Below are 23,690 nucleotides of genomic sequence, written 5' to 3'. Positions count from 1 at the left end.
CGTCGACTTTTCCTACGAGGTTTTCAGGCTTTTACGCATTTACTGCCAGTCCCGCGGCCCCTACCGTCGGGTTCTGACCAGTGCCTGCGTGGGCCAACGGTTTGCTGTACGTATTGGATTGAGCTCAATGCGACCACAACGTTTCAGGACGAGACGCGGCGCATTGCACAACACTAAAAAAAGAGGGAGCGTCATGCGCCATACCTTGGTTTTTTCCGCATTGCTGGGCGCCGGTCTGTTGGCCGTCTCGTCCGCCAGTTTCGCCGCCAGCAAAAGCCTGGTGTTCTGTTCCGAAGGCAGCCCGGCGGGTTTTGATACCGCCCAATACACCACCGCGACCGACAACGACGCCGCCGAGCCGATCTACAACCGTCTGGTCGAGTTCGAAAAAGGCGCAACCAATGTCGTCCCGGGTCTGGCAACCAAGTGGGACATTTCCGAGGACGGTCTCAAGTACACCTTTCACCTGCGTGAAGGTGTGAAATTTCATACAACGCCGTACTTCAAGCCGACCCGCGACTTCAACGCGGACGACGTGTTGTTCACGTTTAATCGCATGCTTGATCCACAGCAGCCATTCCGTAAGGCCTATCCCACCGAGTTCCCGTATTTCAACGGGATGAGCCTGAACAAGAACATCGCCAAGGTCGAAAAGACCGGGCCGCTGACCGTGGAGTTCACGCTTAACAGCGTCGACGCCGCGTTCATCCAGAACCTCGCCATGAGCTTCGCCGCCGTTCTGTCCGCCGAATACGCCGACAAACTGCTGGCCGATGGCAAACCGAGCGACATCAACCAGAAGCCGATCGGCACCGGGCCGTTCGTGTTCAAGAGTTATCAGAAAGACTCGAACATCCGCTTCACCGGCAACAAGCAGTACTGGGACCCGAGCCGGGTCAAACTCGACAACCTGATCTTCGCCATCAACACCGACGCTTCGGTGCGCGTGCAGAAGCTCAAGGCCGGCGAGTGCCAGATCACTCTGCATCCGCGCCCCGCCGATGTAGAAGCGTTGAAGAACGATCCAAAACTGCAACTGATCTCCAAGCCGGGTTTCAACCTCGGCTACATCGCCTACAACGTCCGGCACAAACCTTTCGACCAGCTCGAAGTGCGCCAGGCGCTGGACATGGCGGTGAATAAACAGGGGATTCTCAACGCGGTTTATCAAGGCGCCGGTCAGTTGGCCGTCAACGCCATGCCACCGACTCAGTGGTCTTACGACGACACCATCAAAGACGCCGCCTACAACCCGGAAAAGGCCAAAGAGCTGCTCAAGGCTGCCGGCGTCAAGGAAGGCACGGAAATCACCCTGTGGGCGATGCCGGTGCAGCGTCCGTATAACCCAAACGCCAAGTTGATGGCCGAAATGCTTCAGGCGGACTGGGCCAAGATCGGTCTGAAAGTGAAGATCGTCAGCTATGAATGGGGCGAGTACATCAAGCGCACCAAGAATGGCGAGCACGACATCAGCCTGATCGGCTGGACCGGTGACAATGGTGATCCGGACAACTGGCTGGGCACGCTGTACAGCTGCGATGCCATTGGCGGCAACAACTATTCCATGTGGTGCGATCCGGCTTACGACAAGCTGATCAAAGAGGCCAAGGTCGTCACCGACCGTGACCAGCGCACCGTGCTCTATAAACAGGCCCAGCAATTGCTTAAACAGCAAGTGCCGATCACGCCTGTCGCCCACTCGACGGTCAACCAGCCGCTGAGCACGAAAATCGAAGGGTTCAAAGTCAGCCCGTTCGGTCGCAACGTTTTCTCGGGTGTCAGTATCGATTAAACCAACCGATTAGCCGCAACGCTGAGGGGGCTGTCTACCCCCTCACGCAAGCGCTTTGCCGAAATTCGCCCATCCGGCCTTCTGCAAACGTTTGCGATGTGTGAATGAGTTCTAAACCAATAACCGGCCAACCCAAAAAAGCCGGCATAAAAAGAAAGTAAAGGAGCTTCACCCATGAAACTGAGCAACACCGCGATACTGGCCCTGGCCATCAGCAGCATCACCGCCGGGGCCCATGCTGAAAGCGTCAGCCAGGACTTCATTCCGACGCAACTGGCCAGCACCAGCGCCCAATCCGAAGCCAAGGGTTTCATCGATGGCCAGAGCCTGTCGGGTTCGACCCGTAACTGGTACGCCAACGAAGACAAACAGCGCGGCGGCACTTTCAGCTATGAACGCCACGGCGAAACCCTGACCGGCTCGCGCCGGATCAACTGGGTTCAGGGCACCATCCTCAACTACACCTCGGGCTTCACCCAAGGCACCGTGGGGATCAGCACCGAAGTCGCGGCTTACAACGCCATCGCACTGGATCGCAGCCGCGAAGACATCAAGGGCGGTTCCAACCGTACCCTCGCCCACTCCAACGGCGACGCCGTCGATCAGTGGAGCAAACTGGGTCTGGCCAACGTCAAGGCGCGTATCTCCAACACCACCCTGACTGCCGGCCGCATGAACTTCAGCAGCCCGATCGTCGACGTCATCGGCAACCGTCCGCTGCCTTCGAGCTTCGAGGGTGTGGCGATCCACAGTGAAGAATTCGACAACCTGTCGTTCGACCTCGCAACCTTCGACCGCGTGTCGCCACGTACCGAACAGAGCCTGTCGAAATTCCGCACCGAATACAGCAACACCGGTGTCGAAACCGACCACGTCAACACTGCAGGCGTGAACTATCAGCCGCTCAAGAGCCTGAAAACCAGCCTCTACGCGACCCAGGCTGAAGACTTCTGGAACCAGTACTACTTCGGCGCCACTCACGAACTGGGCGACAGCTCGGTACTGAGCCTGACCACCGGCCTGAACTACTACAAGACCGTCGACGAAGGCAAAAAGTTGATGGGCGAGATCGACAACGACACCTACTCGCTGTCGTTCGGTCTGACTCACCAGGCACACACCCTGACCTTCTCGTACCAGGAAGTGAACGGTAACGAGTACTTCGACTACCTGCACGAAACCAACGGCATCTACCTGGCCAACTCCCTGCTGTCGGACTTCAACGGACCGAACGAGAAATCCTTCCAGATCGCCTACGGCATCAACATGGCCGAGTACGGCATTCCGGGCCTGAAGTTCAACGCCTACAGCGCTCGCGGCTGGGGCATCGACGGTACTCACTACGTCGGCACCGCTTATGACGTGCGCAGCATGGACGGCGAACACCATTACGAATACGGCATCGGCTCTTCGTACGCCGTGCAGAGCGGCCCGCTCAAGGCCACCACTATCCGCGCGACCTACACCACCCACCGCGCCAGCGAAAACCAGGCTGACGGCAGCATCAACGAGTTCCGTCTCGTGACCACCATCCCGTTCAACATCCTGTAAAAACGCCAACCGTCGGCTGACTCATGAAGAGTCGGCCGTGCGGTTTTTTGTCTTCAACCGATTGCAGAGGGTTATCGATGAAAATGCTTCCCCTACGTGCGGCCATCGCTGCCGCCTTGCTGAGTGCCGCCCTGGGCGTCTCGGCCAAACCCTTGGTGGTCTGCACCGAAGCCAGCCCGGAAGGCTTCGATATGGTCCAGTACACAACTGCAGTCACTGCCGATGCGGTGGCCGAAACCATCTTCAATCGTCTGGTCGACTTCAAGCCCGGCACCACGGAGATCGTACCGGCGCTGGCAGACACCTGGGACATCAGTGAAGACGGCCTGACCTACACGTTCCACCTGCGCCAAGGCGTCAAGTTTCACACCACCGAATACTTCAAGCCGACGCGCGACATGAACGCCGACGACGTGGTCTGGAGCTTCCAGCGTCAGCTGGACCCGAATCACCCGTGGCACAAACTGTCGAGCGTGGGCTTCCCGTACTTTGAAAGCATGGGCTTCAAGGAACTGCTCAAAAGCGTCGAGAAAGTCGACGACAGCACCGTCAAGTTCACCCTGACGCGTCGCGAAGCACCGTTCCTCGCCGACGTCGCCATGCCGTTCACGGCCATCTATTCCGCTGAATACGCCGACCAGTTGCTCAAGGCCAACAAGGCTGGCGACCTGAATAACAAGCCGATCGGCACCGGCCCGTTCATCTTCCAGCGTTACGCCAAGGATGCACAGGTGCGCTTCAAGGCCAACCCTGAGTACTTCCGTGGCAAGCCACCGGCCGATGCGCTGATCCTGGCGATCGCCACCGACAACAACGTGCGCCTGCAGAAGCTCAAGGCCAACGAGTGCCAGATCGCGCTGTACCCGAAACCGGATGACATCCCGAGCATCAAGAAAGACGACAAGCTCAAGGTCGATGAACTGAACGCCATGACCGTTTCGTACATCGCAATGAACACTCAGCACAAATACATGAGCGACGTGCGCGTGCGTAAAGCGATCGATATCGCTTTCGACAAAGCGGCTTACGTCAACGCTCTGTTTGGCCCGGGCAATGCAACCGTTGCGGTCAACCCGTACCCGGACACGCTGCTGGGTTACAACCACGACCTGAAAAACCCGCCACGCGACCTCGACAAGGCCCGTGCCCTGCTCAAGGAAGCCGGGGTTCCTGACGGCACCGTGTTTACCCTGTTTACCCGTAACGGCGGTGGCCCGACCAACCCGAATCCGATGCTCGGCGCGCAGATGATGCAGGCTGACCTGGCGAAAGTCGGGATCAAGGTCGACATCCGCGTGATGGAATGGGGCGAGATGCTTAAACGCGCCAAGGCCGGCGAACACGACATGGTGTCGGCCGGATGGGCGGGCGACAACGGTGACCCGGATAACTTCCTGACGCCTATGCTCAGTTGTGAAGCGGCCAAGAACGGCGAGAACTATGCACGCTGGTGCAACGAGAAATTCCAGACACTGCTGGATGAAGCACGGGCTAAAGTAGATCCGGCCGAACGCGCCGCGCTCTACGAACAGGCACAAGTGCTGTTTAATCAGGACCAGCCATGGATCAGCATGGCCCACACCAGGATGTTTACCGCAATGCGCAAGAATGTAGAGGGTTATCACATCAGCCCTCTCACCACTAATAACTTCGCCACCACCCAGGTGAAGTAGATAAGAAACTCCCGGCCTCCCTGACCCCAGGGAAGCCGGGCACGCCTAACCGGCTGATGAGGTACCACACAAGATGTTTAGTTTTATTGCCCGCCGACTGGGGTTGTTGATCCCCACGTTTTTCGGCATCACCTTGCTGACCTTCGCGTTGATTCGCATGATCCCTGGCGACCCCGTGGAAGTGATGATGGGCGAACGTCGGGTCGACCCCGAAATGCACGCTCAGGCAATGGAACGCCTAGGTCTGAACAAGCCGCTGTATGCCCAGTATCTGGACTACATCGGCAAACTGGCCCACGGCGATCTCGGCGAATCCCTGCGTACGCGTGAGAGCGTATGGACCGAGTTCACCTCCCTTTTCCCGGCGACCCTGGAACTGTCCATGGCCGCCCTGCTGTTTGCCGGCATTCTCGGGCTTCTGGCCGGGGTGATTGCGGCACTCAAGCGAGGATCCCTGTTCGACCACGGGGTGATGGGCATCTCCCTGGCGGGGTATTCGATGCCGATCTTCTGGTGGGGCCTGATCCTCATCATGTTCTTCTCGGTGAGCCTGGGCTGGACGCCGGTCTCCGGGCGCATCGACCTGCTCTACGACATCGAGCCGCGCACCGGTTTCATGCTGATCGACACGCTGCTGGCCGATGACGTCGGTGCGTTCTTCGATGCGCTGCATCACCTGATCCTGCCAGCCATCGTGCTCGGCACCATCCCGCTGGCAGTGATCGCGCGGATGACCCGTTCGTCGATGCTCGAAGTGCTGCGCGAAGACTACATCCGCACGGCCAAGGCCAAAGGCCTGTCGCCGTCGCGCGTGGTGTTCGTCCACGGTCTGCGTAACGCGCTGATTCCGGTACTCACCGTGGTCGGCCTGCAAGTCGGCACCCTGCTGGCGGGTGCCGTCCTGACCGAAACCATTTTCTCCTGGCCCGGCATCGGTAAATGGCTGATCGAAGCCATCGGCGCCCGGGACTATCCGGTTGTGCAAAACGGCATCCTGTTAATCGCCTGCCTGGTGATTCTGGTCAACTTCGTAGTGGACATCCTCTACGGCTTTGCCAACCCACGCATCCGTCATCAGCGCTGAGGTCCAATCCAATGAGCACTCCAACTTCCTCAGTAGCGACTTCCGCCACCAACGCGGATCAAAGCCTGCTGTACCCGTCGCCGTACAAAGAATTCTGGCAAGCCTTCTCGAAGAACAAAGGCGCGGTTGCCGGCCTGCTGTTCATGTTGCTGGTGATTTTCTGCGCGCTGTTCGCCCCTTGGGTCGCGCCGCACAACCCGAGCGAGCAATACCGCGACTTCCTGCTGACGCCACCGGCGTGGCTCGAAGGCGGGCAGATGCAGTTCCTGCTCGGTACCGATGAACTCGGTCGCGACCTGCTGTCGCGTCTGATCCAGGGCTCGCGCCTGTCGCTGCTGATCGGCTTGTCTTCGGTGGTGATGTCGCTGATTCCGGGGATTCTGCTGGGTCTGTTCGCCGGTTTCTTTCCGAAGATGATCGGCCCGACCATCATGCGTCTGATGGACATCATGCTGGCCCTGCCATCGCTGCTGCTGGCTGTGGCGATTGTCGCCATCCTCGGCCCTGGCCTGATCAACACCGTGATCGCCATTGCTGTGGTTTCGCTGCCGTCCTACGTGCGTCTGACCCGTGCCGCGGTGATGGGCGAACTGAACCGCGACTACGTGACCGCCGCGCGCCTGGCCGGTGCCGGTCTGCCACGCCTGATGTTCATCACCGTGCTGCCGAACTGCATGGCGCCGCTGATCGTTCAAGCGACCTTGAGTTTCTCCTCGGCGATTCTCGATGCCGCCGCACTGGGCTTCCTCGGCCTTGGCGTACAACCGCCAACCCCTGAGTGGGGCACCATGCTCGCTTCGGCCCGCGACTACATCGAACGCGCCTGGTGGGTGGTGAGCCTGCCTGGTTTGACCATTTTGCTCAGCGTGCTGGCAATCAACTTGATGGGCGACGGTCTGCGTGATGCGCTGGACCCGAAACTCAAGAACGCCGCCTGAGGAGATTCCCATGTCACTGCTAGAAATCAAGAATCTCAACGTTCGCTTCGGCGACAAGACCGCGACCCCGGTGGTCGACGGCCTCGATCTGAAAGTCGACAAAGGCGAAGTACTGGCCATCGTTGGCGAATCGGGTTCGGGTAAATCCGTGACCATGATGGCGCTGATGGGCCTGATCGAGCATCCCGGCATCGTCACCGCCGACTCGCTCAGCTTTGACGGCAAAGACATGCTCAAGCTGAGCAACCGTCAACGTCGGCAAATCGTCGGCAAAGACTTGTCGATGGTCTTCCAGGACCCGATGACCGCGCTGAACCCGAGCTACACCGTCGGTTTCCAGATTGAAGAAGTGCTGCGTCTGCACCTGAAAATGTCCGGCAAGCAAGCGCGCAAACGTGCGATCGAACTGCTGGAAAAAGTCGAAATCCCCGGCGCCGCCAGCCGTATGGACGCCTACCCGCATCAACTGTCCGGCGGTATGAGCCAGCGCGTTGCGATCGCCATGGCGATTGCCGGCGAGCCAAAACTGCTGATCGCCGACGAACCGACCACTGCTTTGGACGTGACGATTCAGGCGCAGATCATGGATCTGCTGCTGGCGTTGCAGAAAGAACAGAACATGGGCCTGGTGCTGATCACGCACGACCTCGCGGTCGTGGCTGAAACCGCCCAGCGCGTCTGCGTGATGTACGCCGGCCAAGCCGTTGAAGTCGGTCAGGTACCGCAACTGTTCGACATCCCGGCGCACCCGTACAGCGAAGCGCTGCTCAAGGCGATTCCCGAGCACAGCCTCGGCGCCGCACGTCTGTCGACCTTGCCGGGCATCGTTCCGGGCCGTTACGACCGTCCGCAGGGTTGCCTGCTGTCGCCGCGCTGCCCCTACGTGCAGGACAGCTGCCGTGCGCAGCGTCCAGGCCTTGATCCGAAAGCCCACAGCCTCGCCCGCTGCTTCTTCCCGCTGAACCAGGAGGTGGCGTAATGGCCGTCGTACTTACCGCCCGCGACCTGACCCGTCACTATGAAGTCTCCCGTGGCCTGTTCAAGGGCCACGCGACCGTGCGCGCACTGAACGGCGTGTCGTTCGAACTGGAAGCCGGCAAGACCCTCGCCGTTGTTGGTGAATCGGGCTGCGGTAAATCCACCCTCGCCCGCGCGTTGACGCTGATCGAAGACCCGTCGTCCGGCTCCTTGAAAATCGCCGGCCAGGAAGTCGCCGGCGCTGACAAGGCCCAGCGCAAGCAACTGCGCAAAGACGTGCAGATGGTCTTCCAAAGCCCGTACGCGTCGTTGAACCCACGGCAGAAAGTCGGTGACCAGCTCGGCGAGCCGCTGCTGATCAACACCAACCTGAGCGCTGCCGAACGTCGCGAGAAAGTCCAGGCGATGATGAAGCAGGTCGGCTTGCGTCCTGAGCATTATCAGCGCTATCCGCACATGTTCTCCGGCGGTCAGCGCCAGCGTATCGCCCTGGCCCGGGCGATGATGCTGCAACCGAAAGTGCTGGTGGCGGATGAACCGACCTCGGCACTGGACGTGTCGATTCAGGCGCAGGTGCTCAACCTGTTCATGGATCTGCAGCAGGAGTTCAACACCGCTTACGTGTTCATTTCGCACAACCTCGCGGTGGTGCAGCACGTGGCCGATGACGTGATGGTGATGTACCTCGGTCGCCCGGTGGAACTGGGGCCGAAAAACGACATCTACGAGCGTCCGCTGCACCCGTACACCCAGGCGCTGCTGTCGGCGACCCCGACCATTCACCCGGACCCGAACAAGCCGAAAATCAAGATTGTCGGCGAACTCCCCAACCCCTTGAACCCGCCGTCGGGATGCGCCTTCCACAAGCGCTGCCCGTACGCGACCGAGCGTTGCAGCACTGAAGAGCCGTTGTTGCGCCAGCTCGACAGCCGGCAGGTGGCTTGCCACTACGCCGAGCAATTCCTCGACGGCGCGGCGTAAGCAAAACTGGAGACCGACACAAAACCTGTAGGAGCTGTCGAGTGAAACGAGGCTGCGATCTTTTGATTTTCAGATTCAAGATCAAAAGATCGCAGCGTGCCGCAGCTCCTACAGGGGTCGTGTTTATCCAGGGTTGAAGTGTGAGCAAACCCCTTCTGCATCGACTGCGCATCAGTCGAGGCGCAAGGGGTTTTCTTTTGGCTGTCGGCTCAGACTTTGCGGGCTCTCGCTCGCGGCAGTTGCTGTTAAAACTGTAGGAGCTGCGGCACGCTGCGATCTTTAGATTCTTATTGATAAAATCCAGATCAAAAGATCGCAGCGTGCCGCAGCTCCTACCGGGATATCGCAACCAGGGGTTTATTTGATCTTTGATCTACGTCTGGCTGTCACCTTCGTCCGGATCATCAGTGTCCGGCTCGTCGGTGGTCGAGTCGTCATCATCGGCGCTGCCGCCCTGATCCTGGTCACCCGGTTCGGACTCCGACTTGGCGAGCATCATCGAGCTGTGCCCGACCTGCCCGTTGAACGCCTGAGAATCGTGATCCTCGCACTCGGCCCAGGCCGTCGCGGTGCCGAGGGACAGCATCACCATCACTTTCAATAGCAATAAAACGCGTAGCAATCTGCTCTTCATAACCGACTCCATCCTTTCGCAGGTGAGACATACGTGCCTGACTGGTGCTGTGTGAAATCTAGTTCCGATCAGCCGGGTTCACCAGATAGGACGCTAAGGGAATGGAGAAAATGCCGGGCGATGAAAGACCGGTTTTGAATAGCGTTAATAGCGATGACAACTAAGCCGGATTTTTCGCGTTTCTTAATGTTTGAAGATACGTAGCGCTGGCATGTGAGGGATCGGTCGTGAAGCCTTTAAGCCAGCCTGAACCGGTTAACGTAAGGCAATCTCCATCATCTACGTCTTGTTTTGTGACGAACTCAAATTCAATGATCATTATTTCCTTGACCAGATCGATCAGCACAATCTCGAGCCAGCCGCCGGGCTGCGTCGTCCAGGTCATGCCGAACTGATGGTTGTAATAAGCCTCGGCGTCTTTATCGAGATTGATCGGGTGAATTCCTATCACCCAGTACTTCTTGGGAATGTAGAAGTGCAGGCGCTGGCCAGAGCTTCCATTAACCTCGCCCCCCACCCACATCGCCTTAGAGTCCGGCTGCAAAAACTGTAAGTCTTTGGCTTTAAATATTGGCGTGCCCTGGTCGTCTTCTGCCCAAAGATGCCCCTGAGTATTCGATGCGGTTTGACGGGTCATCAGCAATCCTTTCTGCATGTTCGGCGACGGCGCCGCTCACTCATCTAACGTCCTCGCGAAACCAGCGTCTACTGTCAGACCTGACAGTAGACAACTAAGCCAGAAAGTAAAAAGCCCCACAGGCAAATGCCTGCGGGGCTTCTATTGCACCAGCACTACTCAACGTTCAACGCCGCGAAATGCAGTGACTTCTACTTAGTGATGCTCACGCGTCGCACGGAATTTCACGTCCGGCCAGCGCTCTTCCATCAGGGCCAGATTGACCCGCGTCGGGGCGAGGTAGGTCAGGTGACCACCGCCGTCGACTGCAAGGTTTTCCACCGCCTTGTTGGAGAATTCCTCAAGCTTCTTCTTGTCGCTGCATTCGATCCAGCGCGCGGAGTACACGGTGATTGGCTCGTAGGAGCACTCGACCTTGTATTCCTCTTTCAAGCGGCTGGCGACCACGTCGAACTGCAGCACACCGACGGCACCGAGGATGATGTCGTTGCTGCGCTCCGGGAAGAACACTTGCGTTGCGCCTTCTTCGGCCAGTTGTTGCAGGCCCTGACGCAGTTGCTTGGATTTCAGCGGATCACGCAGGCGTACGCGACGGAACAGTTCCGGGGCGAAATGCGGGATGCCGGTGAAACCGAGGGTTTCGCCTTCGCTGAAGGTGTCGCCGATCTGGATGGTGCCGTGGTTGTGCAGACCGATGATGTCGCCGGCAAAGGCTTCTTCCAGCTGCTCACGCTCGGAGGAGAAGAACGTCAGGGCGTCGCCGATGCGCACGTCCTTGCCGGTGCGCACGTGGCGCATCTTCATGCCTTTTTCGTACTTGCCGGAGCAGATACGCATGAAGGCGATGCGGTCACGGTGTTTCGGGTCCATGTTCGCCTGGATCTTGAAGATGAAGCCCGAGAACTTCTCTTCGACCGGCTCGACGGTACGCTCGTTGGCCACACGGGCCAGCGGGCGCGGCGCCCAATCGACAACGGCGTCGAGTACGTGATCAACACCGAAGTTGCCCAAAGCCGTACCGAAGAACACCGGGGTCAGCTGACCGTCGAGGAATTCCTGCTGGTTGAATTCGTGGCAGGCGCCTTGAACCAGTTCCAACTGCTCGATGAAACGCTCGTACTCGTCGCCCAGGTGCGCGCGCGCCTCGTCCGAATCGAGCTTCTCGATGATCTTGGTTTCGGTGCGTTCGTGACCGTGACCGGCGGTGTAGACAATGATGTAGTCGTCGGCCAGGTGGTACACGCCCTTGAAGTCGCGGTAGCAACCGATCGGCCAGGTGATCGGCGCCGCCTTGATCTTCAGAACGGCTTCGATTTCGTCGAGCAGTTCGATCGGGTCGCGGATGTCACGGTCGAGTTTGTTGATGAAGCTGACGATCGGCGTGTCACGCAGACGGCAGACATCCATCAGCGCGATGGTCCGTGGCTCGACACCTTTACCGCCGTCGAGGACCATCAATGCCGAGTCCACCGCGGTCAGGGTGCGGTAGGTATCTTCGGAGAAGTCTTCGTGGCCCGGGGTGTCGAGCAGGTTGATCATGTGTTCGCGATAGGGGAACTGCATGACCGACGTGGTAATGGAAATACCCCGCTGCTTCTCCATCTCCATCCAGTCGGATGTCGCATGGCGATCGGATTTACGGGATTTCACCGTACCGGCCACTGCAATCGCCTTGCCCATCAACAGGAGCTTTTCGGTGATCGTGGTTTTACCGGCATCGGGGTGGGAAATAATGGCGAAAGTGCGGCGTTTCGCGACTTCGGCGGCCTGGTTGGTCATGGGAAATCGCCTGGCGGTGATTCAAAAAAGGGCCGCGATTATAGCCCAAGTCGATGCAATAACCGAACCGTTGAGCACATTAAGGGTGGCCAAATGCTGCCGCAGATGGGAACCTTTTAAAGCACGGAGACGTCCATCCCCTGTTACGAATTTTCGTCAGGGGCTGAAAAATCAGCAAGTTAGCCTGACGAGGCTGCGCTCATGGCTCGCTTTCAGACCGCTTTTTGCCGGTGCTGAGGGAGCTGCTTCTCGCGAACGTTCACTCCCGGCAGCCAAGGCTTGGCATGCCACACGGGAGAGCGTTCGCCGACTACAAAAAAAGGAGTCCGCCTGTGGCTATCCGCTATGGCAAAGGGCTGATGGGAGGTGCGGTGGTGATCGCGCTCCTGGCCCTGCTGGTCCACTGGATCGGCATCAACACGATCGAACACTACCGCGACGATTTGTTGTTTTACCTGCAAGCTCATCTGATTCTCGTCCTCGCTTCAATGCTGGCTGCCCTTGTCGTGGGCATCCCTGCCGGCATCTTCCTCAGTCGCCCGACCATGGTCGGCCGTGCTGAACGCTTCATGCAGATCTTCAATATCGGTAACACCGTGCCTCCGTTGGCCGTGCTCGCGATTGCCCTGGGCGTCCTCGGCATCGGCAGTGGCCCGGCGATCTTCGCTTTATTCCTCGCTTCCTTGTTGCCGATTGTGCGCAACACCTACGAAGGCCTGAAAAACGTCCAGGGCTCGCTCAAAGAAGCGGCCGTCGGCATCGGCATGACGCCGCGCCAAGTGCTGTGGAAAGTCGAATTGCCCAACGCGGTGCCGATCATTGTCGGTGGTGTGCGCGTGGCGTTGGCAATCAACGTCGGCACCGCGCCACTGGCGTTCCTGATCGGCGCAAACAGCCTCGGCAGCCTGATCTTCCCCGGCATCGCCCTGAACAATCAGCCGCAACTGCTGCTCGGCGCCGCGTGCACCGCGCTGCTGGCCTTGCTGCTCGATGGCGTCGTCACCCTCGCCAGCCGCCTCTGGCTGGAACGCGGTTTGCGCCCGTCTTAAGGCTTTTGCGAAGGAATGAATATGAAACGACTTTGTTTGATCTTAGGTTGCGTCCTGCTGTTCGCGGGCATCGCGCAAGCCGCTGAAAAACCGGTGATCCGCCTCGGCGCCCGGGTCTTCACCGAGCAGACCCTGCTCGCCGAAATCACCGCGCAATACCTGCGCAGTAAAGGTTATGACGCGCAGATCACCGGTGGTCTGGGCAGCAACCTCGCCCGCAGCGCCCACGAAAGCGGGCAGCTGGACATGCTCTGGGAATACACCGGCGTGTCGCTGGTGGCTTACAACCATGTCACCGAAAAACTCGACAGCGCCCAGTCCTACGCCCGGGTGAAAGAACTCGACGCAAAAAAAGGCCTGATCTGGCTGACGCCGTCGAAATTCAGTAACACCTACGCCCTCGCGCTGCCGAAAAAGGTCGCTGAGGAATATCCGCAGATCAACAACATCAGCCAGTTGAACGAAGTGCTGCGCGCCGAGGCCAAGACTAATCACTTGGTAGCGCTGGATACCGAGTTTGCCAACCGCTCCGACGGCCTGATCGGCATGGTCGACCTTTACGGCATGAACCTGAGCCGCAAGAACATCCGCCAGATGGACGCGGGCCTGGTCTACACCGCGCTGCGCAACGGTCAGGTGTTCGCCGGCCTGGTCTACACCACCGACGGGCGTCTCAACGCCTTCGGCCTCAAGCTGCTGGAAGACGACAAGCATTACTTCCCCGACTACACAGCAGCGCCGGTGGTGCGTCAGGCCTACCTCGACGCGCACCCGCAACTGGCCGAGCAACTCAAGCCGCTGGCCGAACTGTTCGATGACGAAACCATGCGCCAGCTCAACGCGCGGGTCGACGTCGATCACGAAAGCCCATCGAAAGTGGCCGCCGATTTCCTGCGCCAGCATCCACTTAATTAAGGAGGAAAAGTCATGGAATTTCTGAACGCCTTTTCCCACCTCGACTGGCAGCAGGTGATGCACCTGACCTGGCAGCACATCACCCTCGTCGGCATCGCCGTGACCCTGGCGATTGTCGTTGGCGTGCCGCTGGGCATTTTGATGACGCGGTTTCCGACCCTCGCCGGTCCCCTGCAGGCCAGCGCCACGGTGCTGCTGACCGTGCCGTCGATTGCTCTCTTCGGTCTGCTGCTGCCGTTCTACTCCAAGTTCGGCCAAGGCCTAGGCCCAATGCCGGCGATCACCGCCGTGTTTCTTTATTCATTGCTGCCGATCATGCGCAACACCTACCTCGCCCTCACCGGCGTAGAACCCGGTATTCGTGAAGCCGCACGCGGCATCGGCATGACCTTCGGCCAGCGCCTGCGCATGGTTGAATTGCCGATCGCCGTGCCGGTGATCCTCGCTGGCGTGCGCACCGCCGTGGTGATGAACATCGGCGTGATGACCATCGCCGCGACCATCGGCGCCGGTGGCCTCGGTGTGTTGATCCTCGCTTCCATCAGCCGCAGTGACATGTCGATGCTGATCGTCGGCGCACTGCTGGTCAGTCTTCTGGCCATTTTCGCTGACCTGTTTCTCCAATGGCTGCAACGCTCGTTGACTCCAAAAGGACTGCTCAAATGATCGAACTTCAAAACCTCAGCAAAACTTTCCAAAGCAACGGCAAAGATGTCAAAGCCGTGGACTCGGTAAGCCTGACCGTCAATGAAGGCGAAATCTGTGTGTTCCTCGGGCCATCGGGTTGCGGCAAAAGCACCACGCTGAAGATGATCAACCGCCTGATCAAACCGACCTCGGGCAAGATCCTCATCAACGGTGAGGACACCACTGATCTCGACGAAGTGACCCTGCGTCGCAACATCGGCTACGTGATCCAGCAGATCGGTCTGTTCCCGAACATGACCATCGAAGAGAACATCGTCGTCGTGCCGAAACTGCTCGGCTGGGACAAACAGAAATGCCACGACCGCGCCCGCGAATTGATGAGCATGATCAAGCTGGAGCCCAAGCAGTATCTGCATCGCTACCCGCGCGAATTGTCCGGTGGTCAGCAACAGCGCATCGGCGTAATCCGTGCACTGGCCGCTGACGCGCCGCTGCTGTTGATGGACGAACCGTTCGGTGCGGTCGACCCGATCAACCGCGAGATGATCCAGAACGAATTCTTCGAGATGCAGCGCGCGCTGAACAAGACCGTGATCATGGTCAGCCACGACATCGACGAAGCGATCAAGCTCGGCGACAAGATCGCGATTTTCCGCGCCGGTAAACTGCTGCAGATCGATCATCCGGACACGCTGCTCGCGCACCCGGCGGACGACTTTGTCAGCAACTTTGTGGGTCAGGACAGTACGCTCAAGCGCCTGCTGTTGGTCAAAGCAGAAGACGCGGCGGACAACGCGCCGTCAGTAAGCCCGGAAACCCCGGTGGCCGATGCGCTGGAATTGATGGACGAGCATGACCGTCGCTATGTGGTGGTCACCTGTGCCGAGAACAAGGCGCTGGGTTATGTGCGCCGTCGCGACCTGCACCGTCAGACCGGCACGTGCGCGCAGTACTTGCGCGAGTTCAACGCCACGGCCGCCTACGACGAGCATTTGCGCATTCTGTTGTCACGCATGTACGAGTTCAATCGTTCGTGGTTGCCAGTGATGGACGCCGAGCGCGTGTTCCTCGGTGAGGTGACGCAGGAGTCGATTGCCGAGTACCTGAGCTCGGGTAAATCCCGAGGGGGTAAAACCAGCATTGTCTCGCCAGCAGAGACGGCGCTGGCCTGATACGGCGAACCGGGCCAGTCTCCACGGAGAATGGCCCGGTTGTTCGTTCAGGAGGTAATGGCCTGGTCGGCCGCGAAAAACTCGAACTTGGCTTTTTCGGTGGGCGTTTGGGGCAGGGTGATTTTGATCACCGGAATCCAGATATCGGTGTGGGTCTTGAAATCCTTCTGATCGGCCTGGGCCGAGGCCTTGCCAGAATCACTGATGTAAAAAACCGCTTCGATCGGCAAGGTTTTACCCAGGCCCTGAGCCCATTTACCCATGCGGAATTCGTTTTGCGTATTGAAAGCAAAGGTGCCGCCCATGCCCTGCGCCTTGAGCGCCTCGTTAAATGCAGTGGTTGCCCCTTCATTTAAGCTATCGCGCACATTAAATCCGCACAGGCTTCCATACTTCACCGTCGACTTGTTGTAGTGATCAATATATTGGGCGGCGGTGTTAATACCTTGGGACTGGCATGGTTTGCCAACGACAGGATAAGCCACTTGTACTCCACAGCCTTGATCATCGCGCAAGTCGGCACCCGCATCGACCGGAAAGAAACATAAGACCGTTGGGTAGACCTTACCCACCGGAGAGAAAAACAATGGATAGAAAATAAAGCCGTTTTTATAACCAAACACCAACTTGTTGAAATTTGCATCGGTACGGAGGAAGGAAAACGAAACGCCGGTCGACTGGGGGTTCGGATCCCAGAATCGGTAACTGGCAGAATGGTTCGTAGCACGCAAGAGTACGCCAGAGCACAGAAACGCTGGGGCTGACGGACGATTTTTACACAGGGTCGCCGTGTCGTTGTAAGCCTTGGTCAAGTAAGCCGCGATCTCCGGGCCGGTGCCATTGGCTCTCACGTTGATCGGCGCTGAAGCAGTGACGAGTGTCGGCTGTTCCTGCGGTACTTCATGTGTTGCGCAACCGGACAGGGTCAGCGCAATCAATAACGCACTTATTCTTTTCATCCTTTGATCCCCGACGTGATATTTCGACAAATCAGCAGCGCACGGGCACGTGGGTGCGGATAACTTTAAAGTTGCCGGCACGCTTGCTTGCACTTGGTTAAAAGAGAGTTACCGGTGCCTACCTTAGGGATATAAAGAACAATAAACACCTGTCAGAAATGACAGTCTTAACAGCGTCATTGATACTTTTTCGAAATAAACTTCAAGGGCCGTTATTACGCGAGCTTGAGGATGCTGGCGGAAGGAAAGAATCCTGCGAGGGGAACATCCTTCTGTCATCTCGGTCGGTTACATCAGGAGTCAGGGAAGACCGCACGACGGAAGCGTGCAGAAATGCGACATTTTTTGTTGATCTCAGGCCCCTCACGCCCTAAAGTTCGCGCCGAACGTCCATGCTGGAAACGATCCATCCGGCTCAAGTACTGACGACGAGACAGCAAGGCCAAGGGCAGCAACGCACCCATGGCCTTTTTGCTTTCGGCGACATGCCTTGGGAAGTAGGCGAACCAAAGTGGGGATACGGAGGACGTTCATTTGCACCCATTGTTTTTACACGTTTGCCATAGGAGCTCCCTAGCATGTCGATCCAGGTCGAAGATTATTTCGCGCGCGCCACTTTTGACAAAATGAAGGCGTTCGCCGACAAACAGGAAACCCCGTTCGTGGTGATCGACACCGCGATGATCAGCCAGGCCTACGATGACCTGCGCGCCGGTTTCGAATTCGCCAAGGTCTACTACGCGGTCAAGGCCAACCCGGCCGTCGAGATCATCGACCTGCTCAAAGAGAAAGGCTCGAGCTTCGACATCGCCTCGATCTATGAGCTGGACAAAGTGATGGATCGCGGCGTCAGCGCCGACCGTATCAGCTACGGCAACACCATCAAGAAATCCAAGGACATCCGCTACTTCTACGAGAAGGGCGTACGTCTGTTCTCCACCGACTCCGAAGCCGACCTGCGCAACATCGCCAAGGCTGCGCCGGGTTCGAAAGTTTATGTGCGCATCCTCACCGAAGGCTCGACCACGGCTGACTGGCCGCTGTCGCGCAAATTCGGCTGCCAGACCGACATGGCCATGGACCTGCTGATCCTCGCCCGCGACCTCGGCCTGGTGCCATACGGCATCTCCTTCCACGTCGGTTCGCAGCAGCGCGACATCAGCGTCTGGGACGCGGCGATCGCCAAGGTCAAAGTGATCTTCGAACGCCTGAAAGAAGAAGACGGCATCCATCTCAAGCTGATCAACATGGGCGGTGGCTTCCCGGCCAACTACATCACCCGCACCAACAGCCTGGAAACCTACGCCGAAGAAATCATCCGCTTCCTCAAGGAAGACTTCGGTGATGATCTGCCGGAAATCATTCTCGAGCCAGGCCGTTCGTTGATCGCCAACGCCGGTATTCTGGTCAGCGAAGTGGTGCTGGTTGCGCGCAAATCGCGTACTGCCGTCGAGCGCTGGGTGTACACCGATGTGGGCAAGTTCTCCGGCCTGATCGAAACCATGGACGAAGCGATCAAGTTCCCGATCTGGACCGAGAAGAAAGGCGAGATGGAAGAAGTGGTCATCGCCGGCCCGACTTGCGACAGCGCCGACATCATGTACGAAAACTACAAGTACGGTTTGCCGCTGAACCTGGCGATCGGTGATCGTCTGTACTGGCTGTCGACCGGTGCGTACACCACCAGTTACAGCGCGGTCGAGTTCAACGGCTTTCCGCCGCTGAAGTCGTATTACGTGTAAGCGTCTTACCCGTAACGCAAAAAGCCCATGACCTGTCATGGGCTTTTTTATGCGTTACAGCCGGGGCAATTTGCCCAGTTGGTCCGACATGCTTTGCACATCGTTCAACGGCCCCTTGAGCATCGGCAGCGCAGATTTCGCCCGCGCCATCGTCATCGCCGGATAATGGTTTCGAAGCATCTGTTGCGCTTCATCCAGCATGCACGACATCCGATAGCAGAAATCGCTGAGGTTGTTCGCCGCACTGGCAGCGCGTCGGCGCAGGTTGAACAGAAACTCGACATGTTCTTTGGACTGCGCGATTCGCTCCTCCTGCGAATACAACCGGCCTGGCTCATAAGTCGTGCCGGGCAGACCGATTTTACCCAGACTGTAATAGGCCTCGATCTTGGGGATCGGTTTATCGCACGTGCATATCGGCATCGTCAGGCACTCGATGAAACGCACGAAGATGCCGTGGATCGACTCGGCCAGTCCGATCACCCGGGTTTTGAAATTGAGCACCATGCCCCGATATTGCTCAAGCCGGCGATCCATTTCGCGCAGCACATCGATGATGCTTTCGGCAGGTGCATTGCCCCAGGCAGGCGACCTCACCAGTGAAAATTGCCGCGGATCGATCGTGATGATCGTCTTTCGGCGATTGTCGGCCTTTGAAACGACTGCCTGAAACTCTTCGATAAAGGCAAAAATCTCACGCAACACCTGCGCAGAATGGCTGCCGAGCGCCGGTGTGGCCACCTGTATCGCCCGCCAACACATTTCACTGGTTTGTGCAGCCTGCCTCAGGCTTTGAACATTCGGCGGCGGCACCATGATGTGCTTTTGCCGTTCGAAGATTTCAGTAAACTCCGTCATTTCCTGCAAGGCAGGGGGTAGATCCTGCAGAAACTTCACGTACTGCTTCAATGCAGCGAAGTTTTTTTCTGCCAGTAAATATTCAAGCATCAGCCTCTCCTTAGTCTGATCGTACTTTCATTGCCGATGGAACCGTGCCCATCGGCAATCCTGCGCCGGACTCTGATATCACAACAAATGCAGAGCACGCCTACCGGCAGACTCAGCGCTGCGGAACGGACAGCGGATTAAGGAAAGCGATAAACAGTGGCGCATGCTGTTTCAACGCGGCACTGAGTGCATCACAGTCGTCCGACACGTCGACATCGATTGCATCGCGCAACTGCTCAAAAGCATTCACGGCAGGACGGTAGGTGGCGGCATATTCGGCGCGACAGTCTTCCATGGCGTGAATGGCCTTCAGGTAAGTGACCTTGCCTTGCGAATCACGGATACCTGCGCGCTCGCGTTCAATCTCGGCCTGCAAGCCATCGATTTTCAGCTTCAGCTTGTCGCTCTCACGCACCATGTCCAGGAAGCGCACAGACTCACTAATGCCAATAAGGGTTCGCTTCAGTTGGTCGATGGCCGCCATCACCAGTTTGATTTCCGGCGGAGCGAGGCCCAGTTCGGTGATCTTGGCGATGGTCAGCTCAACGTCCTTGCCCAGATTCTCGATACCGCTTTTTTCCAGCAGATTGACCCCGTCAATGATGACCTTTCGATCAGCCGCAAGCTCTGCAAGTTTGCTGTCCAGCTGCGCAATTTCTGCATCGGCCACGAGAGCGTCGCGCTGGAAATCGGCGATGTAAGCCTGCGTCAGGCGCATATCAAACCGTGCATCAATATTGCGCAAGGCGTTACGCACCAGAGTTGCCTGCCTGGTCATGGCAGAGGAAATCGAACGCAAAATATCCTTGCGCTCATCGTCGATTTCTTCAATGACCTCAGGATCGGTTTCTTTCAACCGATCCTTCTCGTTGCGGGCGAGACGTCGCAGGCTGTTTTGCAGATCATTCACTCCGGTCTGGGCCGAATCCTGCAATTGGTTTTGGCATTGCCCCATGCCACTCACAGTGCGCTTGAAGCGGTCGAACAGATCGGGCAGGTAACCCAGTTTAGTCTTCAAGACTTCTGCCTGAGTGCGAGCTTCACGCATCTGTTCGACAGTGGCGGCCAGGGTGGCCATGTCCACAGGCGGATAGCTCACTGTCGCGCTGAGACTGATCACACGCGAGGTTCGCGTGCTGAACGAATAGTTGCGCTCGTATTCTTCATCAGCCTCTTTGAAGACCTGAATAAGCTTGTCCGAGTCGGTCTCGATGGCTTTCCATGGCAGCACGACTTCTTCGAACTCGGTACCGAAGACCCGCAGGCTCAAGGCATCGTTGACACGGCCCATCGCAGCGACCGAGTTGGAAATGTGCAGGTAGAGGCTTTTCCAGACATGCATCAGGTTCTGCGTAGCGATGTCGGCATCGATGGCCACGATCATCAGACTTTGCAGGTCATGTTTGACGCGGGCAAGAGAACCGAGTGTCTGGTTCTTGCTCGCCAACACCTGGATATCCCGTTCCTGTTCGGCATACAACGCTTTGCGTGCAGCACGAATATTTTCCGCCTCCACCCCCATGTAGATAGCCATGGCCAGGCCCACGATGTTCATCCCGGCGGCAGACTTCAATGCCTCCTGAACAGCGGCCTTGTATTCAGTGTTTTTGATATCGATTTCTTTGGCACGATTATCGATGTCGTTCTTCAATACCTTGATATCTGCTGCCAACGAACTGCTGTCGATCAAACCGACCCTGAGTTTTATACTGGGCAGGACATGCTCGCGCAGATCATAACCAAATAGGTCCAGGTCATTCTTGATGCCTTGCACATCGCTGAGGTTTTTATTGATCCGCTCGAATATTCGCTGCAGGTAATAGCCCAACGTCGCGACGGTATCCGGATCAATTTCAATATCCGGAAACTTGTCACCCAATTCAATTTCGAGTGCTTTAAGCTGGGCAAGTGTTTTAATCTTGTTTTTCTTGAGGAACGCGACCGAATCATCGTCGCTCAAGACTTCCTGAATCGCCTTGCCATAATTGAGCATGCTGCTGGCAAAGCTCTTCAGCCCCTGCCCGGTCATCATGATGCGTTCACGCAGCGGCGACCAGCGTCTTGCGTGGTTGCGGGTGTTTACAAAGGTCGAGAGGAAATCTGTCGGATTCAACCCTGGGCCGCCGTTCTGCCCCGCGCCATAGCGCAGATAATCTTCGACATCCTTCAGGGTATGCGGCAGCGCCAGGCCGGCTGCTTCATATTTACGCAAATCAATGATCTGCTTTTTAGTGAGGAGCAACCCTCTGTCGCGTACTACATCATCGCCATCCGACGTCGATGCGTCACTTAGTAACTTTGGCGCCGCTGCCGCCATCTGCATAACTTGTTCAGGCGAGGCATTATTCAGGGCATCGCCCCATAAGCTGGAAGAAGACATGATCATTCCTTTAATCAGTTTTAAGTTAAGTAAAATCAAAAACAAGTCAGAACCCGTAAGAACTTAAACTTGCCAGACAGACTTAAACATAAAAGCCGCAGTTAAAAAAAGCGTTTCATGCCTTCAATATATTTATAAAGAATACTAACAACTGGACATACGACTCGACACTTGCGAACAGCGCCTTGAATTCAACTAGACGCTGATGTGCCCTGCGCGCTCTTTATACTCTTGAGCCAATGCCTGAATGGCCGGGTGTGCTGCGCTCTCCAAAGTCTGGGCAGCCACGCCGAGAAACGCAGCATGCCCCCCGAACATCGCCTTGCGGTACCAGCCTGACGCCTCTTCAATCTGTGAGCGCTCGGCCAGCACGCTGGCATAACTGAACTGGCCACGGAAGTCGCCGGCCTGCGCCGAGCGGCGATACCAGTCGAAGGCTGCGGCAGGGTCCGCGCGACAATGGCGTCCCTCTTCAAGATAACGCCCGAGCAGGTTCATCGACTTGGCGTGTCCGGACTCGGCGGCCTGGCGATAAAGCGCCAATGCTTGCGGCTGATCGACCGCCACGCCGCGCCCGGTCGCCAAGAGATTGGCCAGGTTGTACATCGCCCAATCCAGCCCTGCCTGCGCCGCGACTCGATAATGCTGCGCGGCAACCCCGGCATCGGCGACACACCCCCAGCCATGCTCATGACAACGACCGAGCATGTTGCGCGCCATCAGGTGCCCGCGTCCGGCGGCGATGCCGAACCAGCGCAGCGCCAGCGGCGGGTCCTGCGCGATACCCTGGCCGTCCAGCAGGATTTGCCCGAGCAATGCCTGCGCTTCAACCTCGCCCTCGCCCGCTGCCAGCAAAATAGCTTGGGCCGCACGGGCCGGACTTTCAGTGAGCATGGCGCTGAGTTGCTCGCCGTCGAGGACTTCCTCGCGACGCAATAGAAAACTCATACCTCAACCCAGCGACGCAGCAGGTTGTGATAAGTACCGGTTAAGCGAATCAGCGAAGGGTGATCGGGCATGTCCTGGGTGAGTTGCTGGATTGCTCCGTCCATCTCGAACAGCAAAGCGCGCTGGCTGTCTTCGCGCACCAGGCTTTGCGTCCAGAAGAACGACGCATAACGCGCGCCGCGAGTGACCGCATTGACTTTGTGCAGGCTGGTGCCGGGGTACAAGACCATGTCGCCGGCGGGCAATTTCACTTGTTGGGTGCCGTAGGTGTCCTGGATCTCCAGTTCGCCACCTTCGTAATCCTCAGGCTCGCTGAAGAACAGCGTCGCCGACAGATCGGTACGCACCCGCTCGATGCTGCCCTTGGGCTGGCGCACAGCGTTGTCGATATGGAAGTCGAAACTGCCGCCGGCCGTGTAACAGTTCACCAACGGTGGGAAGACTTTGTGCGGCAGTGCGGCAGACATGAACAGCGGATTTTTCCACAGCCGTTCAAGCATCGCCGCGCCGATTTCCTTGGCCAGCGGATGACCTTCAGGCAACTGAAGATTGTGCTTGGCTTTGGCCGACTGAAAGCCCGCGGTGATCTTGCCATCGGCCCAATCGGCCTGCTCCAGAGCTTCGCGAATGCGCTGCACTTCTTCTTTCGCGAACAGTGCGGGGATGTGCAGCAGCATGGCGATGTCACCTGATGGCAAAGAGGCGGCAATGGTATTGATTCTTATTGGCCGTGTAAAACCCGGGAGACGAATGAACTGGCAGAAACCGTAAGGTTAAATTGTAAAGAATGTAAATTCAGTGCGAATAACAATGTTTCGCAATTGATACGAATACGTGTTTACCCTATATTCCGCCGCCTCAAATCCTTGGGGAGGGGAATAA

Annotated in this window: 20 protein-coding genes; 12 read left to right on the top strand and 8 right to left on the bottom strand. The window is 57.7% G+C overall.

Going from position 1 to position 23,690, the window contains the following annotated elements; genetic code table 11:
* Positions 1-193 precede the first annotated feature (193 nt).
* The 7 genes from ACQ4MY_RS00665 (at position 194) to ACQ4MY_RS00635 (ending at position 8,997) form a co-directional block, all read left to right on the top strand.
* The gene (locus ACQ4MY_RS00665; protein WP_008085279.1) at positions 194-1,792 is read left to right on the top strand and encodes an ABC transporter substrate-binding protein; all 1,599 of its coding nucleotides are present in this window, start codon (positions 194-196) and stop codon (positions 1,790-1,792) included.
* Positions 1,793-1,966: 174 nt separating this feature from the next.
* Positions 1,967-3,343, top strand: coding sequence for an OprD family porin (locus tag ACQ4MY_RS00660; protein ID WP_008085277.1), 1,377 nt, complete (start codon positions 1,967-1,969; stop codon positions 3,341-3,343).
* A gap of 77 nt (positions 3,344-3,420) precedes the next feature.
* Complete coding sequence (locus ACQ4MY_RS00655) at positions 3,421-5,016, top strand: ABC transporter substrate-binding protein (protein WP_008085274.1); 1,596 nt, start codon at positions 3,421-3,423, stop codon at positions 5,014-5,016.
* 73 nt (positions 5,017-5,089) lie between these two features.
* Positions 5,090-6,100 (top strand): ABC transporter permease subunit, encoded by a 1,011-nt coding sequence (locus tag ACQ4MY_RS00650; protein ID WP_008085273.1) that lies wholly within the window; start codon positions 5,090-5,092, stop codon positions 6,098-6,100.
* Positions 6,101-6,111: 11 nt separating this feature from the next.
* Positions 6,112-7,038, top strand: coding sequence for an ABC transporter permease subunit (locus tag ACQ4MY_RS00645; RefSeq protein ID WP_008085271.1), 927 nt, complete (start codon positions 6,112-6,114; stop codon positions 7,036-7,038).
* Positions 7,039-7,048: 10 nt separating this feature from the next.
* Complete coding sequence (locus tag ACQ4MY_RS00640; RefSeq protein ID WP_008085268.1) at positions 7,049-8,017, top strand: ABC transporter ATP-binding protein; 969 nt, start codon at positions 7,049-7,051, stop codon at positions 8,015-8,017.
* Positions 8,017-8,997 carry a peptide ABC transporter ATP-binding protein gene (locus ACQ4MY_RS00635; protein ID WP_008085266.1) on the top strand — a complete coding sequence of 327 codons (981 nt, stop codon included), beginning with the start codon at positions 8,017-8,019 and terminating at the stop codon, positions 8,995-8,997. Before ACQ4MY_RS00640 ends, ACQ4MY_RS00635 begins: the two co-directional genes overlap by 1 nt.
* A 373-nt stretch (positions 8,998-9,370) precedes the next feature.
* Here the strand turns inward: ACQ4MY_RS00635 and ACQ4MY_RS00630 are convergent, their stop codons facing one another.
* The 3 genes from ACQ4MY_RS00630 to ACQ4MY_RS00620 form a co-directional block, all read right to left on the bottom strand.
* Entirely contained in the window at positions 9,371-9,631 is a 261-nt protein-coding gene (locus ACQ4MY_RS00630; protein WP_008088743.1) for a hypothetical protein, read from the bottom strand.
* 160 nt (positions 9,632-9,791) lie between these two features.
* Entirely contained in the window at positions 9,792-10,268 is a 477-nt protein-coding gene (locus ACQ4MY_RS00625; protein WP_440093163.1) for a hypothetical protein, read from the bottom strand.
* 195 nt (positions 10,269-10,463) lie between these two features.
* On the bottom strand, positions 10,464-12,047 hold the full coding sequence (locus tag ACQ4MY_RS00620) for a peptide chain release factor 3 (protein ID WP_007915312.1): 1,584 nt from the start codon (positions 12,045-12,047) through the stop codon (positions 10,464-10,466).
* A gap of 359 nt (positions 12,048-12,406) precedes the next feature.
* Between ACQ4MY_RS00620 and ACQ4MY_RS00615 the strand changes: the two genes are divergently transcribed.
* The 4 genes from ACQ4MY_RS00615 to ACQ4MY_RS00600 are packed head-to-tail and all read left to right on the top strand — an operon-like array spanning position 12,407 to position 15,831.
* Positions 12,407-13,096 carry an ABC transporter permease gene (locus tag ACQ4MY_RS00615; protein WP_169844036.1) on the top strand — a complete coding sequence of 230 codons (690 nt, stop codon included), beginning with the start codon at positions 12,407-12,409 and terminating at the stop codon, positions 13,094-13,096.
* A 21-nt stretch (positions 13,097-13,117) separates the two neighbouring features.
* Positions 13,118-14,011, top strand: a complete 894-nt coding sequence (locus ACQ4MY_RS00610; RefSeq protein WP_008088748.1) for a glycine betaine ABC transporter substrate-binding protein — start codon at positions 13,118-13,120, stop codon at positions 14,009-14,011.
* A 12-nt stretch (positions 14,012-14,023) separates the two neighbouring features.
* Entirely contained in the window at positions 14,024-14,677 is a 654-nt protein-coding gene (locus ACQ4MY_RS00605) for an ABC transporter permease (protein WP_007915307.1), read from the top strand.
* Complete coding sequence (locus ACQ4MY_RS00600; protein WP_008088750.1) at positions 14,674-15,831, top strand: osmoprotectant ABC transporter ATP-binding protein OsmV; 1,158 nt, start codon at positions 14,674-14,676, stop codon at positions 15,829-15,831. Before ACQ4MY_RS00605 ends, ACQ4MY_RS00600 begins: the two co-directional genes overlap by 4 nt.
* Before the next feature lie 47 nt (positions 15,832-15,878).
* Here the strand turns inward: ACQ4MY_RS00600 and ACQ4MY_RS00595 are convergent, their stop codons facing one another.
* Positions 15,879-16,790 carry a hypothetical protein gene (locus ACQ4MY_RS00595; protein ID WP_008088752.1) on the bottom strand — a complete coding sequence of 304 codons (912 nt, stop codon included), beginning with the start codon at positions 16,788-16,790 and terminating at the stop codon, positions 15,879-15,881.
* A 578-nt stretch (positions 16,791-17,368) separates the two neighbouring features.
* Here ACQ4MY_RS00595 and ACQ4MY_RS00590 point away from each other — a divergent pair.
* Complete coding sequence (locus ACQ4MY_RS00590) at positions 17,369-18,532, top strand: type III PLP-dependent enzyme (RefSeq protein ID WP_008088754.1); 1,164 nt, start codon at positions 17,369-17,371, stop codon at positions 18,530-18,532.
* 54 nt (positions 18,533-18,586) lie between these two features.
* Here the strand turns inward: ACQ4MY_RS00590 and ACQ4MY_RS00585 are convergent, their stop codons facing one another.
* The 4 genes from ACQ4MY_RS00585 to ACQ4MY_RS00570 form a co-directional block, all read right to left on the bottom strand.
* Positions 18,587-19,480 (bottom strand): hypothetical protein, encoded by an 894-nt coding sequence (locus ACQ4MY_RS00585; protein ID WP_440093159.1) that lies wholly within the window; start codon positions 19,478-19,480, stop codon positions 18,587-18,589.
* Positions 19,481-19,592: 112 nt separating this feature from the next.
* Positions 19,593-21,860, bottom strand: coding sequence for an alpha-xenorhabdolysin family binary toxin subunit A (locus ACQ4MY_RS00580; protein WP_440093158.1), 2,268 nt, complete (start codon positions 21,858-21,860; stop codon positions 19,593-19,595).
* Positions 21,861-22,055: 195 nt separating this feature from the next.
* Entirely contained in the window at positions 22,056-22,808 is a 753-nt protein-coding gene (locus tag ACQ4MY_RS00575) for a tetratricopeptide repeat protein (RefSeq protein ID WP_440093156.1), read from the bottom strand.
* Complete coding sequence (locus ACQ4MY_RS00570; protein ID WP_440093154.1) at positions 22,805-23,485, bottom strand: Fe2+-dependent dioxygenase; 681 nt, start codon at positions 23,483-23,485, stop codon at positions 22,805-22,807. The genes ACQ4MY_RS00575 and ACQ4MY_RS00570 overlap by 4 nt, the downstream gene beginning before the upstream one ends.
* Positions 23,486-23,690: the final 205 nt, after the last annotated feature.

Origin of the sequence: Pseudomonas sp. SM4 (assembly GCF_051913165.1) — a bacterium.
GTDB lineage: Bacteria > Pseudomonadota > Gammaproteobacteria > Pseudomonadales > Pseudomonadaceae > Aquipseudomonas.
The sequence above is the reverse complement of the archived record's forward strand: the minus strand, read 5'-3'. Positions and strand labels throughout refer to the sequence as shown.

What these genes read in the sequence shown, in the direction of transcription:
- ACQ4MY_RS00570 (WP_440093154.1), bottom strand. Translation starts at nt 23,485, where the DNA reads ATGCTGCTGCACATCCCCGCACTGTTCGCGAAAGAAGAAGTGCAGCGC.
- ACQ4MY_RS00660 (WP_008085277.1), top strand. Translation starts at nt 1,967, where the DNA reads ATGAAACTGAGCAACACCGCGATACTGGCCCTGGCCATCAGCAGCATC.
- ACQ4MY_RS00645 (WP_008085271.1), top strand. Translation starts at nt 6,112, where the DNA reads ATGAGCACTCCAACTTCCTCAGTAGCGACTTCCGCCACCAACGCGGAT.
- ACQ4MY_RS00605 (WP_007915307.1), top strand. Translation starts at nt 14,024, where the DNA reads ATGGAATTTCTGAACGCCTTTTCCCACCTCGACTGGCAGCAGGTGATG.
- ACQ4MY_RS00595 (WP_008088752.1), bottom strand. Translation starts at nt 16,790, where the DNA reads ATGAAAAGAATAAGTGCGTTATTGATTGCGCTGACCCTGTCCGGTTGC.
- ACQ4MY_RS00615 (WP_169844036.1), top strand. Translation starts at nt 12,407, where the DNA reads ATGGGAGGTGCGGTGGTGATCGCGCTCCTGGCCCTGCTGGTCCACTGG.
- ACQ4MY_RS00620 (WP_007915312.1), bottom strand. Translation starts at nt 12,047, where the DNA reads ATGACCAACCAGGCCGCCGAAGTCGCGAAACGCCGCACTTTCGCCATT.
- ACQ4MY_RS00630 (WP_008088743.1), bottom strand. Translation starts at nt 9,631, where the DNA reads ATGAAGAGCAGATTGCTACGCGTTTTATTGCTATTGAAAGTGATGGTG.
- ACQ4MY_RS00635 (WP_008085266.1), top strand. Translation starts at nt 8,017, where the DNA reads ATGGCCGTCGTACTTACCGCCCGCGACCTGACCCGTCACTATGAAGTC.
- ACQ4MY_RS00575 (WP_440093156.1), bottom strand. Translation starts at nt 22,808, where the DNA reads ATGAGTTTTCTATTGCGTCGCGAGGAAGTCCTCGACGGCGAGCAACTC.
- ACQ4MY_RS00625 (WP_440093163.1), bottom strand. Translation starts at nt 10,268, where the DNA reads ATGACCCGTCAAACCGCATCGAATACTCAGGGGCATCTTTGGGCAGAA.
- ACQ4MY_RS00610 (WP_008088748.1), top strand. Translation starts at nt 13,118, where the DNA reads ATGAAACGACTTTGTTTGATCTTAGGTTGCGTCCTGCTGTTCGCGGGC.
- ACQ4MY_RS00655 (WP_008085274.1), top strand. Translation starts at nt 3,421, where the DNA reads ATGAAAATGCTTCCCCTACGTGCGGCCATCGCTGCCGCCTTGCTGAGT.
- ACQ4MY_RS00585 (WP_440093159.1), bottom strand. Translation starts at nt 19,480, where the DNA reads ATGCTTGAATATTTACTGGCAGAAAAAAACTTCGCTGCATTGAAGCAG.
- ACQ4MY_RS00580 (WP_440093158.1), bottom strand. Translation starts at nt 21,860, where the DNA reads ATGTCTTCTTCCAGCTTATGGGGCGATGCCCTGAATAATGCCTCGCCT.
- ACQ4MY_RS00590 (WP_008088754.1), top strand. Translation starts at nt 17,369, where the DNA reads ATGTCGATCCAGGTCGAAGATTATTTCGCGCGCGCCACTTTTGACAAA.
- ACQ4MY_RS00640 (WP_008085268.1), top strand. Translation starts at nt 7,049, where the DNA reads ATGTCACTGCTAGAAATCAAGAATCTCAACGTTCGCTTCGGCGACAAG.
- ACQ4MY_RS00600 (WP_008088750.1), top strand. Translation starts at nt 14,674, where the DNA reads ATGATCGAACTTCAAAACCTCAGCAAAACTTTCCAAAGCAACGGCAAA.
- ACQ4MY_RS00665 (WP_008085279.1), top strand. Translation starts at nt 194, where the DNA reads ATGCGCCATACCTTGGTTTTTTCCGCATTGCTGGGCGCCGGTCTGTTG.
- ACQ4MY_RS00650 (WP_008085273.1), top strand. Translation starts at nt 5,090, where the DNA reads ATGTTTAGTTTTATTGCCCGCCGACTGGGGTTGTTGATCCCCACGTTT.